At 69.7% G+C, this 11894-nt stretch carries 10 protein-coding genes; 2 read left to right on the plus strand and 8 right to left on the minus strand.

Going from position 1 to position 11894, the window contains the following annotated elements; genetic code table 11:
* The first annotated feature begins 2 nt into the window (after window positions 1–2).
* Both BZB76_RS01925 and BZB76_RS01930 read left to right on the plus strand, forming a co-directional pair.
* A complete protein-coding gene (locus tag BZB76_RS01925; RefSeq protein WP_211342776.1) occupies window positions 3–878 on the plus strand; it encodes an ABC transporter permease in 876 nt (291 codons plus the stop codon).
* Complete coding sequence (locus BZB76_RS01930) at window positions 875–2659, plus strand: ABC transporter ATP-binding protein (RefSeq protein ID WP_121432562.1); 1785 nt, start codon at window positions 875–877, stop codon at window positions 2657–2659. The genes BZB76_RS01925 and BZB76_RS01930 overlap by 4 nt, the downstream gene beginning before the upstream one ends.
* Window positions 2660–2721: 62 nt before the next feature.
* Here BZB76_RS01930 and BZB76_RS01935 read toward each other — a convergent pair whose 3' ends face one another.
* The 8 genes from BZB76_RS01935 to BZB76_RS01970 form a co-directional block, all read right to left on the minus strand.
* Window positions 2722–3534: an SDR family oxidoreductase gene (locus BZB76_RS01935; RefSeq protein WP_211342777.1), complete on the minus strand. Its 813-nt coding sequence runs from the start codon at window positions 3532–3534 to the stop codon at window positions 2722–2724.
* Between the two features lie 32 nt (window positions 3535–3566).
* Window positions 3567–4670: an ABC transporter substrate-binding protein gene (locus tag BZB76_RS01940; protein ID WP_121432564.1), complete on the minus strand. Its 1104-nt coding sequence runs from the start codon at window positions 4668–4670 to the stop codon at window positions 3567–3569.
* A gap of 63 nt (window positions 4671–4733) precedes the next feature.
* Window positions 4734–5894 carry an acyl-CoA dehydrogenase family protein gene (locus BZB76_RS01945; RefSeq protein WP_121432565.1) on the minus strand — a complete coding sequence of 387 codons (1161 nt, stop codon included), beginning with the start codon at window positions 5892–5894 and terminating at the stop codon, window positions 4734–4736.
* The gene (locus tag BZB76_RS01950; RefSeq protein ID WP_121432566.1) at window positions 5894–8047 is read right to left on the minus strand and encodes an acetate--CoA ligase family protein; all 2154 of its coding nucleotides are present in this window, start codon (window positions 8045–8047) and stop codon (window positions 5894–5896) included. Before BZB76_RS01950 ends, BZB76_RS01945 begins: the two co-directional genes overlap by 1 nt.
* Complete coding sequence (locus BZB76_RS01955) at window positions 8047–8835, minus strand: enoyl-CoA hydratase/isomerase family protein (RefSeq protein WP_170180474.1); 789 nt, start codon at window positions 8833–8835, stop codon at window positions 8047–8049. Before BZB76_RS01955 ends, BZB76_RS01950 begins: the two co-directional genes overlap by 1 nt.
* Before the next feature lie 81 nt (window positions 8836–8916).
* On the minus strand, window positions 8917–10044 hold the full coding sequence (locus tag BZB76_RS01960) for an ABC transporter ATP-binding protein (RefSeq protein WP_121432568.1): 1128 nt from the start codon (window positions 10042–10044) through the stop codon (window positions 8917–8919).
* A complete protein-coding gene (locus tag BZB76_RS01965; protein ID WP_246006789.1) occupies window positions 10041–10925 on the minus strand; it encodes an ABC transporter permease in 885 nt (294 codons plus the stop codon). The genes BZB76_RS01960 and BZB76_RS01965 overlap by 4 nt, the downstream gene beginning before the upstream one ends.
* A 5-nt stretch (window positions 10926–10930) precedes the next feature.
* Window positions 10931–11827, minus strand: a complete 897-nt coding sequence (locus BZB76_RS01970; RefSeq protein ID WP_147449279.1) for an ABC transporter permease — start codon at window positions 11825–11827, stop codon at window positions 10931–10933.
* Window positions 11828–11894: the final 67 nt, after the last annotated feature.

Below are 11894 nucleotides of genomic sequence, written 5' to 3' on the forward strand. Positions count from 1 at the left end.
CCGTGATCCGAACGCGACCCAGGGAGCAGGGTGTTCAGGCTCCACCGCAGAATCTCACCCGGCGTGTCCTGACCTCCCGGCAGACCCGGGTCGGGCTGATCATGTTGGTGACCATGATCCTTTTCGCGATCATCGGTCCCTTTCTCACGCCGCACTCGCCGACCGCGGTCATCGCGAAACCGTACGCCCCGCCCGGGGACGGCCTGCTGCTCGGCGCCGACTCGCTGGGCCGGGACATCGTCTCCCGCATCCTCAGCGGCGGTATCAACCTGACCTGGATGGGCCTCGCCGCCACCGCCGGCGGCGTGATCCTCGGCACCGCCATCGGGCTGGTCGCGGCCTTCGCCGGCGGGATCGTCGACACGCTGCTGATGCGGGTCGTGGACGTCCTGCTGACCTTCCCGACGATCATCATGGCGATCCTGTTCATCTCGATGGTCGGCCCGAGCCGGTGGATCCTGGTGGTCCTCGTGGCGATCGGTCTCACGCCCGGCATGGCGCGCGTCATGCGCGGCGCGGCCCGTCCGGTGATGCGCCGCGAACACGTCATGTGGGCGCGGACGATCGGGCTGTCGTCCCGCCACATCCTCATGCGCGAGGTGCTGCCGAGCGTGACGTCCCCGCTCATGGTCGAGATCGGGCTCCGGCTCATGTGGTCGGTCGTCGGCCTCGCCTCGCTGAGCTTCCTCGGCTTCGGCGTCCAGCCGCCCGACGCCGACTGGGGCCTCATGGTCAGCGAGAACAAGGACGGTCTCGCCATCCAGCCGCTCGCCGTCCTCATTCCCGCCGCCTGCGTCGCCCTGTTCACGATCGGCGGCAATCTCTTCGCCGAGGGCGCCGCGCGCGTGATCGGCCGCACCGAAGGGGCTCGTTCATGAAGGCGGTCGAAGTCACCGGCCTCACCGTCGCGCTCGACGACGGCAGTGTGATCGTCGACGATGTCTCGTTCAGTCTGGAGAGCGGCCAGGTCATGGGCCTCGTCGGCGAGTCGGGCTCGGGCAAGAGCACGGTCGGGCTCGCGCTGCTCGGCTTCGCCAAGAAGGGCGCGAACATCGTCGGCGGCAAGGTCGAGGTGGGCGATGTCGACCTGCTCTCGCTCGCGCCGAACGACCTGCGCGAGGCGCGCAAGAAACTGATCGGCTTCGTGCCCCAGGACCCCGCGACGGCGCTGAACCCGGCGATGCGGATCGGCACCCAACTGACCGAGGGCCTGGTCGGCGACAAGAAGGAGAACCTGCCGCGAATCCGCGAGGTCCTCGAAACCGTCGGCCTGCCCTCGGACGACGCGTTCCTGCGACGTCACCCGCAGGAACTGTCGGGCGGCCAGCAGCAGCGCGTGGCGATCGCCATGGCCGTGGCGAAGAAGCCGAAACTGATCGTCTTCGACGAGCCGACGACCGGTCTGGACGTCTCCACCCAGGCGAGGGTCCTGGAGATGGTCGCCCAGCTCTGCGCGGACAACGGCATGGCCGCCGTCTTCGTCTCGCACGACCTCGCCGTCGTCGGGACGGTCGGCGACCTGGTGACCGTGATGTACGCCGGGAAGATCCTGGAGACGGGGACGCACGAAGAGGTGTTGCAGTCCGCCGCGCACCCCTACTCCATCGCGCTGCTCGACTCGGTGCCGTCGACACGGCAGCGGTTGGCACTCGTCGCCATCCCCGGCCGGGCCCCGGCGCCGGGAACCAAGTTCGACGGTTGCGTGTTCGCGGACCGCTGCGGCTTCGTCGAGGACGCCTGTCGCGAGTCCCCGCCCCCGATGGTCGCCACGTCCGCGGGCGGTGAGGCGCGCTGTATCCGCGTCGAGCACGTGCGGAAGAACAGGACGGGCCAGGTCAAGGAGCCCCTTCGCCTCGTCGAGGGCCGGGAGGAGAAGAAGTCCGTCCTCAGCGTGCGGAACCTGAACGCCTCCTACGGCCGGTCGCAGGTCCTGTACGACATCTCCTTCGACGTCGCTCCCGGCGAGTGCGTGGGCATCGTGGGCGAGTCGGGCAGCGGCAAGACGACCATGTCCCGCTGCCTGATCGGGCTCCACGAGGACCAGACCGGCGAGTTCGAGATGAACGGCAAGCCGCTCCCGCCGCGGCTGCGTGACCGGTCCAAGGCGATCAAGCAGCAGATGCAGTACGTCTTCCAGAACCCCTACGGTTCCCTGAACCCCCGCGAGACCATCGCCACCGCGGTGACGGTGCCGCTCCGGCACTTCTACGGGGAACGGGGCAAGGCCGCCCGCACCAAGGCGCAGGAGGCCCTGGAGCGGGTGGAGATCCCGTGGCGGCTCGCGGACCGCTACCCGGCGGAACTGTCGGGCGGTCAGCGCCAGCGGGTCGCGATCGCCCGTGCCCTCGCCTGCAACCCTTCGCTGCTGATCTGCGACGAGGTCACCTCGGGGCTGGACGTCTCCGTCCAGGCCTCCGTCGTCGAACTGCTCCGCTCGCTCCAGGACGACGGGCTGAGCATGATCTTCATTACGCACAACCTCGCCGTCGTGCGCAGCATCGGCGACCGGGTCGTCGTCCTGAGCCAGGGCCGCGTCGTGGAGTCGGGTGCCGTCGAGTCGGTCCTCAACGCACCGCAGCACCCCTACACCCGCGGCCTGCTCGCCGACACCCTCGACGTCGACCGCGCCGACTCCGAACCGAGCGACCTCACCGGCTGAAACACGCGAAACGTCCCGCCCGGTCCGCGATCGCTGCGGACCCGACGGGACGTTTCACGTTGTCAGTGATGAGCCGGTGAGGCGTCGTTCGTTTCGAGGGGTGGGCCGTAGATTTGGGGGCCCAGGGACTGGCCGCCGTCCGCCGTCAGGGTCGTGCCGGTGATGTAGGCGGCGCGGTCGCTGAGGAGGAGGCCGATGAGGTCGCCGACCTCGGAGGCTCCGGCGAAACGGCGTAGCGGAACGGACGCCAGGACCCGGTCACGGTCCTCCTGTTCGGCCCACAGGGCGTTGCCCGCGCCCTCTGTTTCGGTGGGGCCGGGCGCGATGCAGTTCAGGCGGATGTCGTAGCGGGCCCATTCGACGGCGAGCGTGCGGGTCATGGCCACGACGCCCGCCTTGGCGGCGGCGCTGTGGACGGTGCCGGGGTGGCCCGTCCAGGCGTAGGTGGCGATCACGCTGACGATCGAGCCGGGACGGTTCGCCTCGATCATGCGGCGCGCCACCGCGGAGGTGCAGTTCCACGTCCCGTTGAGGACGATGTCGACCACGGCCCGCCACCCGTTCGGCGACAGCTTCTCCGCCGGGGTGACGAAATTGCCCGCCGCGTTGTTGACCAGGCCGTCGATCCTGCCGAAGCGGTCCATGGCGGCGTCGACGGCCGCCTCGACGGCGGCGGGGTCGCGGACGTCGGCGGTGTGCGCCAGGGCGTCGCCGCCCTGGCGCCTCACCTCGTCCGCGATCTTCTGGAGGGGTTCCGCGCGGCGTCCGATCACGGTCACCGACGCACCGAGGGCGGCCAGATGGAGGGCGGTGGCCGCGCCTATGCCGGTACCGCCTCCGGTGACGAGATAGGCGCGCTCTGCCAGTGATTCCACTGCTCGTTCTCCTCGGTGCGTTCGGGGGTGCCTCAGGACTTCGCGAATTCCTGGAACCGCTTCAGGACGGCGTCACGGTTCGAGCCCCACCATTCGCTGTCCTGGAGGAACTGCACCTCCACGTTCTGCGGGTGCGAGGGCAGCGTCTTCGCGAACTCCTTGTCCATCAGGTCGAGGGCCTTCGCGTTCGACGGGCCGTTCGGGTACTTGCTCCAGACGCTCGCCTGGATCTCGGGCCGGACGGAGAACTCCATCAGCTTGAAGGCGTTCTCCTTGTTCGGCGCGTCCTTGACGACCGACCAGGCGGCGAGCTGGAACATGCCGCCGTTCCAGGTGAATTCGAGCGGCGCGCCGCCCTTCTTCAGCGCGCCGATGCGTCCGGAGAAGATGCTGGTCGCGCCGACCTGCTTGCTGACGAGCATCTGGCCGGGCTGGGCACCGGACGTCCACCACTGCGGGACGTTCGGCTTCAGCTTGTCGAAACTGCGGAACGCGCGGTCCACGTCGATCGGGTACACGGCCTTCATGTCGACGCCGTCGGCGAGCACGGCGAACTCCATGTCAGGCGGGACGCCGTTGTCGGCGCCGCGCAGCGAGCGGCGGCCGGGGAATTTCTCGGTGTCCCAGAAGTCGGCCCAGCTCTGCATCTTCTTTCCGGCGCCGACGACCGAGGTGTTCCAGGCCATGACGATGGAGAACAGGTAGTACGTGAGCCAGTTCTTGTCCACGTACGCCGGGTCGATGCCGGGGATGTTGAGCAGCCGGTCGGGCAGCGGCTCGAAGTACTTGCGGCCGATGGGCAAAACCGTGCTGGGGCCACCGGCGATGAGGTCCCATTCGATGTTGCCGGTCTCGACCATCGCCTTGATCTTGGCGGGGGTCGGCGGGCCGGCCACCACGACCTCGATCCCGGTCTCCTTGCTGAACGGCTCGAAGATGTACTTCTTCTCCGCCTCGACGAGCGCGCCGCCCCAGTCGGCGACGACGACCTTCTTGCTGCCGCCGCCCTTGTCGTCGGAGCCGCCGCAGGCGCCGAGCACCGGCGCGGCGGCGAGGCCGCCCGCGAGCAGGACGCCGCCGCGCAGCACGTCACGGCGCGACGGCGAGTAACTCTGTGATCTTCCGGGGAACTTCATGGAATCGTCCTTTGGTGGGGGATGGCGCGGAACTCAGGGATGGTGACCTGGTCGAAGGGTGATTCAGCGGAACATGCCTCGTTTGAGCAGGTTGCGGGCGATGATGATGCGTTGGATTTCGGAGGTGCCTTCCCATATCCGTTCGATGCGGGCGTTACGGTACGCGCGTTCGACGTACGTCTCGTTCATGTAGCCGGTACCGCCGAAGATCTGGAGGACCCGGTCGGCGACCCGGCCGAGGGCCTCGCTGGCGAACAGCTTCGCCGTGGCCGCCTTCGCGTGGACGATCTTGGGCGCCGCGCCCTGGTCGACCGACCAGGCCGCCTCGTAGGTCATCAGCCGGGACGCGTGCAGGTCCGTGGCGCAGTCGGCGAGCATGAACTGGATCGCCTGGTAGTCGGCGATGGGACGGCCGAACTGGACGCGCTGTTCCGCCCACTCCACGCCGTCGTCGATGAGCCGGGCCATGGGGCCGAGGCAGCGGGCGGCCGTCATGATCCGGCCGCTGCTCAGCGCGCCGTGCCCGAGGCTGAAACCGTGACCGGGCTCGCCGAGCACGTTCCCCTCGGGGACGGCGCAGTCGTCGAACACGAGTTCCGCCTGGCGGTAGCCGCGGTGGCCCATCGTCTTGTGGAGTTGTCCGACGCTGAACCCAGGCGTGCCCTTCTCGACCAGGAACGCGGTGATGCGGTCCTGCTCGCGGTCGGGGTGGGTCAGCGCGAAGACGATGGCGAAGTCGGCGGTGTCGCCGTGGCTGATGAACCGTTTCCGGCCGTTGATGATCCAGGAGCCGTCGCGCAGTTCCGCGCGGGTGCGAATGTTCGCGGCGTCCGATCCGGTGTCGGGTTCGGTGAGCGCGAAACACCATTGGACGTCGCCGCGCACGCACGGGATCAGGAACCGTTCGCGCTGCTCGTCGTCGCAGGCGAGCAGAACACTCGGTGTCGTCGGCACGACCTCGGCGAGGCCGCCGAGCGCGCGGAACAGTTCCTCGGTGACCAGGACCTGGCTGAGCACGTCCATTCCGCCGCCGCCGACTTCTTCGGGCATCCCCATCGAGTTCAGCCCGATGGCGCGGGCCCGTTCCCGGATGCGCCGTTCGACCTCTTCGGGGAGGCCGTCGTGCTCCTCCACATAGTCCTCGTGCGGAATCAGTTCGGTCTCGGTGAACCTGCGAACCGTGTCGCGGAACTCCACGAGATGGTCGGGAATCGCGAAGTCCATCAGTTCGGCCGTCCTTTCGGGTTCGCGGCGGGGACGACCAGGGCGTCGAGCGCGAGGCACCCGTCCGGTCGGCACAGCAGCGGGTTGACGTCGATTTCGGCGATCCGGGGAAAGTCGGCGAGCAGCCGTCCGACCCGGATCGCGGTGTCGGCGAGCGCGTCCATGTCGGCGGGCGCGGCGCCGCGCAGGCCGCCGAGCAGCGCGCCGACCTTGAGCCGGTCGAGCGCGGCGTGCACGTCCGCGCGGTCGAACGGCCAAAGCAGGGCCGCCGCGTCGCCGAGCAGTTCGGTGAGGACGCCGCCCGCGCCGATCACGACCAGCGACCCGGCGACGTCGTTGCGCCCGCCGACGATCAGCTCGATGCCCGGCTCCGCCATCCGTTCCACGAGCAATGGATGCGCGGCCCCGGTGCGGCTCCGGATGCGGGCCACGGCGTCGCGCAGCGCCTGTTCGTCGGCCAGCCCGACCTCGACACCGCCGATGTCGGACTTGTGGGCGATCTCCGGCGTGTGGACCTTGCACACCACCGGGTAGCCGATCCGGGCGGCGATCACGGCGGCGGCGTCCGCGTCGGCGGCCACGTCACCGGGAGGCGACGCGATTCCGTAGAGCGCGAGCAGCCGCTTCGCGTCGGCCTCGGGCAGTGTCCCGTCGTGAGTGTCGAGAATCTCGGACGCGCGCTGCCGGGTGTCCGCATCCGTGTCGGACGTGTCGGGGGACGCGTCGTCGGCGCTCGCGGGCGGACGCGGCGTGCCCGCGAGCGCGACGGCGCGCAGGGCCGGACGCGTCCCGGCGAGCAGCACGATTCCGTGCCGCGCGGCCAGGTCGGTGAGCCCCGGAGCGAGGTCGGTGGCCATCGTCATCAGCACGACCGGCACGTCCAGCTCGGCGGCGGCCTCACCCGCGCCGCTGATCATCTCCGTCCAGCCGATCTCGTCCAGCGGGTCGGAGTGCGCGGGGGCGTCGCCGGAGAAGACGACGACGTCGACGTTCGGGCACTCGCCCATCGCGCGGGTGGCGGCGCGGTACACGTCCTGGTCGCCCCACGCGTTCGCGCCGAGGTCGAGGGGGTTGTGCACCGCCATGTACGGCGGCAGCGCGTCGGCCAGCGCGGACTCGGCGGCGTCGTCGAACGCGGCCAGCGGAACGCCGGTGTCCTCGGCGAGGTCGGCGATCAGCCCGCACTCGCCGCCGGAGCTGGCGAACACCCCGATGGCGCTGCCGCGTGGCCGGCGCTGTGCGGCGAGCAGCGTGCAGAGCGCGATCATCTCGTCGAGGTCGTGGACGCGGTGCACACCGGTCTGCCGGAACAGCGCGTCGTAGGTGGCGTCCCGTCCGGCGAGCGTGCCGGTGTGCGCGATCGCCGCGGCCTCGCCGACCGCGGACCGGCCCATCTTCAGCGCGATGACGGACACGTCCAGCTCCGCGGCCCGTTCCGCCAGCGCCCGGAACCGGCCCGTGTCGGCCAGACCCTCCATGACGAGGCAGACGACCTTCACGGCGGGGTCGGTGAGGAAGTACTCCAGGCAGTCGGACAGGTCGAGAACGGCCTGGTTCCCGGCCGACACCCCGTAGGCGACCGCCGGGAGCCGCCCGGACAGCATCGTCGTCAACGCCATGTTTCCGCTCTGCGCAGCGAGCGCCACCGTGCCGTCGGCGCCCGCGTGCACGTACGGCATCTCGATGCCCCACAGCGCGGCGCGTCCCCGGTAACTGGCGAGGCCGAGGCAGTTCGGCCCGATCAGCGGCAGACGGCCCTCGGTCGCGGCGACGAGATCGTCCTGGCGGCGGCGTCCCTCCGCGTCCCGTTCGGCGAACCCGGCGCCGTACACGACCATGCCGCCCACGCGGAGCCGGGCCGCCTCCGCCGCGAGCGCCGGAACGCCCGGCGCCGGGATCGCGGCGGCCACCGCGTCCGGCACCTCCGGCAGGTCGCTCAGCGACGGGTAGGCCGCCACGCCGTCCACCTCCGGGTGCGACGGGTGGACGGCGTACAGCCGGCCGGTGAACCCGACGGCGCGCGTGTTCCGCAGCGTCCGCAGCCCGTACCCGCCCTTCGGCGACGCGCCGACGACGGCGACGCTGGCGGGCCGGAACAACCGGTCGAGCCGGTGACCGGTCGTCTCCCGCGCGGACGTGGCCCGGGTGGTCATCAGCGCCCCACGAAGACGGGACGGCGCTTCTCGATCGCGGCGGCGAGGCCCTCGGCCTTGTCCTCGGTGTGCACGCAGAGCAGCGCGCCACGGTGCTCGTTGCGCAGCGCCTCCTCGATCCCGAGCGTGTGCCCCGCCCGGATGTTCCGCTTCGCCTCCCCGATCGCCACGGTCGGACCGGCCGCGAAGATCCGCGCCTGTTCCAGCGCGCGGTCCATCAGCTCCTCGGGCGGGACGACATCGCTGACGACGCCGATGCGCAGCGCCTCGTCCGCGTCGATGATCCGGCCGGTGTAGATGAGTTCGGCGGCGCGGGTCTCGCCGACGATCCGCGGCAGCAGGTACGAACCTCCTGCGTCCGGGCAGATGCCGCGCTGGGTGTAGACCTGGCCGAACCGGGCAGCCGTCGACGCGAACCGCATGTCGGCGGTGAGCGCGATGTCGAAGCCCGACCCGGCGGCGACGCCGTTCACGGCCGCGATGACCGGCTTCGGCAGCCAGTAGAGCCGCGCGATCGTGCGGTGCATCTTCACGGCCCACGACTCCTCGGCCGCGTCCGCCTTGGCCGCCCATTCCTTGACGTCCGCGCCGGAGCAGAAGCCGCGCCCCGCGCCGGTGATCACCACGGCCCGGACGGACGGTTCCTTCCCCGCATACGCGAGGACGCGGTCCAGCTCGTCGATGTCGGTGTTGGCGATCGCGTTGAGGCGTTCCGGCCGGTTCAGGGTGAGCACGCCGACGTCGCCGTCCATGTGCCAGGTACAGCACGTGAGTGCCGTCAGATCCATTGCGTCCCTTCCCGTACGAAATCCATGCATGACGAACAGAGGTCGTGGCGGGAGGCGTTCCGGTCGCGGCGGTCCGGCGAGTCAGGTCACCTGGGCGAGGAAGCGGCAGTCACCCGGCGCCCAGCTCAGCCAGTGCGCCGAGCCGGTGTCGTAGTCGGCCCGCTGCGCGGACGGCACCACCACCTGAAGCTCTGCGCCCTCGGCCGTCCGCAGATGCACCTCGATCTGTGGACCGAGGTAGACGTGGGCGGCGACGGTACAGCTCACCGCGTTGCGTTCGGCGGCGTCCGGCTTGTCGGAGCCGATCCGGAACCGTTCCGGACGGATCATGAACTCGCCGGTGGGGTCCGCCGAGCAGTCGTTGTCCTTGTCGACCAGGACACGCCCGGCCATGCCCTCCACTTCCACGACGGTGTGCCGGCCGTCGTCGTCCACCCGCCGGGCGGGCAGGCAGATCGACTGGCCGAGGAACTTGGCGACGAACGAGTTGACGGGTTCCTCGTACAGCTCGTCCGGCGGCGCGGTCTGCTGGAGGACGCCACGGTGCATGACGCCGATCCGGTCGGACAGCGCGAGCGCCTCGTCCTGGTCGTGGGTGACGTACAGGACGGTCGCGCCGATCCGCTGCTGGAGGTTCTTCAGCTCCAGCCGCATGTGGTCGCGCAGGTTGCGGTCGAGGGCGCCGAGGGGCTCGTCCATCAGCAGGACGCTCGGGTCGAACACGAACGCGCGGGCGAGCGCGACGCGCTGCTGCTGCCCGCCGGACAGTTGCCGGGGGTAGCGGTCCCGGAACTCGGTGAGCTGCGTCATCTTCAGTACGCGGTCGATCTCGCGCGCCGCGTCGTCCTTCTTCATCCGCCGCATCCGCAGCGGGAACGCGATGTTCTGCGCCACGGTCATGTGCGGGAACAGCGCGTAGTTCTGGAAGACCAGCCCGATGTTGCGCTTCTCCGGCACTTCGTCGGTGACGGCGCGTCCGGCCAGGTACACCTCACCGGCGGTCGCCGACTCCAGGCCCGCGAGGATGCGCAGGTTGGTCGTCTTGCCGGAACCGCTCGGCCCGAGCAGGGTGACGAACTCGCCCTTGGCGATCGCGAGGTTGAAGTCGTGGACGGCGGGCGAGTCCCCGTACCACTTGTGGATCCCGTCGAAGACCACCTGGTCGGTGGTCGTGGACGCGGTCGTCGGCTTGGTCATCGGCGCGGTCATCGGCGCTCCCGCCGTTCACGAAGAATCTTGATCAGCTCGGACAGGAGGAACAGCCCCACACAGACGACGATGAGGATCGTGCCGGCGACGGCGAGCGTGGGCGTGAGGTCGTTGCGGACGCTGTCCCACAGCATGCGCGGGAGCGTGACGGAGCCGCTGCCCCCGACGAACAGGATGATCACGGCCTCGTCGAAGGCGATCACGAACGCGAACAGCGCGCCCGCCGAGATCGCCGAGGTCAGCGAGGGAAGGGTGATCCGCAGCAGGGTGCGGGTCATGCCGGCGCCGAGCGTCCGGGCCGCGTTCTCCAGTTCGGGGTCGAACTGCTGGAGCGCGTTCGACACCGCGACCAGGACGTACGGGATGCCCATCACCGAGTACGCCACCGAGATGAGCTGCCAGTGCCCGATCACCTTCAGGTCGGCGAAGGTGAAGTAGTAGCTCATCGCCAGCACGATGATCGGGATCAGCAGCGGGGAGTAGAGCAGCGCGAAGACGAAGCCCTTCCCTCGGGCGTTGCTGCGGGCCAGGCCCCAGGCGGCGACGGTCCCGACGACGGTCGCGATCAGCGCGGCCAGGGCCGCGATCCGCGCGCTGAGCAGCGTCGCGTCGACCCATGCGGAGTCGGCGAAGAACTTGCGGTAGTGCGTCAGCGACCAGCCCTCCAGCGGGAAGGACAGGTAGTCGACGCTGTTGAACGACTCCAGGACGACGATCACGATCGGTGTCACGAGGTAGCCGAGCACCAGCGTCACCAGAACGCGCAGGCCCCAGCGCAGCACCCGTTCCAGCGGTGTCGAGGGAGAGCGCCGGTCGCGGCGCCGTCCCGGGGGCCGCGCGGGCCTGGTCTCGCCGCCGTCGCGGGTCGTCGGCGCGGTCATGGTGCTCACAGCGCCACCAGGCCCTTCACCTTGGTCAACCGCCGTACGACCATGGTGAGCGTGGTGGCGATCACCAGCAGCAGCGTGGCCAGCGCCGCGGCCATTCCCCAGTCGAAGTTCACCTGGACGGCCTGCGCGATCACCACCGCGATCGTGCTCTGTTTCGGCCCACCGACCAGCGCGGGCGTCACATAGAAGCCGAGCGCGATGACGAACACGAGCATGCCGCTGCTGACGATCGCGGGCACCGCCAGCGGCAGGTACACGTGGGCGAAGGCGCGTAGCGGACCGGCGCCGAGCGAGCGGGCGGCGGGCGGCAGCGAGGAGTCGATCTGGTCGAGCGTCCCCTTGATGATGAGAATCGGGAACGGCAGCAGAATATGCGTCATCGCTATGACCACAGCGCTTTCGCTGTACAGCATTCCCTGCGCGTCTCCGGTCACCGGTTCGAGTATTGAGGTCACCAGTCCGTTGTCACCCAACAGGACGATCCAGGAGAACGACCGTACCAGGATGCTCGTCCAGAACGGGATGATCACGAGAAGTACCAGGAAACGGGCCTTGCGTTTCGATGTCCGCGACAGGAAATACGCCACCGGAAAGCCGAGGACGACGGTGAGCAGTGCCACCTCCGCCGACAACCGGACGGTGATGACGAGGACGTCCCAGATCACGTCATCGGTGAACGCGCGCCGGAAGTTCCCCAATCCGGGTTTCGGCTCGGTGACGCTTTTCAGCAGCATCGCGCCCACCGGATAGGCGTAGACGATCGCCATGAAGGCGACCGGCAGCCCGAGCGCCATCGTGACGAAGTCGGGCCGTCGGGCCCGCCGTCTCGGCGCCGGCCTGCTCCGGACGTCGCCGGCCGGCGGCAGGCTCGTCGCGGAGGTACGTGCCGTCACGCTCCACCATCCCTCCGTTGCCGTATGACGACACAGTCAACGTTTACGGGCTGACATATGTCATGAG

Origin of the sequence: Actinomadura pelletieri DSM 43383, assembly GCF_003634705.1 — a bacterium.
In the GTDB taxonomy this organism is placed as follows: Bacteria; Actinomycetota; Actinomycetes; order Streptosporangiales; family Streptosporangiaceae; genus Spirillospora; species Spirillospora pelletieri.

Excerpts from the sequence above, each read along its gene's own strand:
- BZB76_RS01930 (WP_121432562.1), top strand. The coding sequence starts at position 875 with ATGAAGGCGGTCGAAGTCACCGGCCTCACCGTCGCGCTCGACGACGGC.
- BZB76_RS01940 (WP_121432564.1), bottom strand. The coding sequence starts at position 4,670 with ATGAAGTTCCCCGGAAGATCACAGAGTTACTCGCCGTCGCGCCGTGAC.
- BZB76_RS01945 (WP_121432565.1), bottom strand. The coding sequence starts at position 5,894 with ATGGACTTCGCGATTCCCGACCATCTCGTGGAGTTCCGCGACACGGTT.
- BZB76_RS01950 (WP_121432566.1), bottom strand. The coding sequence starts at position 8,047 with ATGACCACCCGGGCCACGTCCGCGCGGGAGACGACCGGTCACCGGCTC.
- BZB76_RS01955 (WP_170180474.1), bottom strand. The coding sequence starts at position 8,835 with ATGGATCTGACGGCACTCACGTGCTGTACCTGGCACATGGACGGCGAC.
- BZB76_RS01960 (WP_121432568.1), bottom strand. The coding sequence starts at position 10,044 with ATGACCGCGCCGATGACCAAGCCGACGACCGCGTCCACGACCACCGAC.
- BZB76_RS01965 (WP_246006789.1), bottom strand. The coding sequence starts at position 10,925 with ATGACCGCGCCGACGACCCGCGACGGCGGCGAGACCAGGCCCGCGCGG.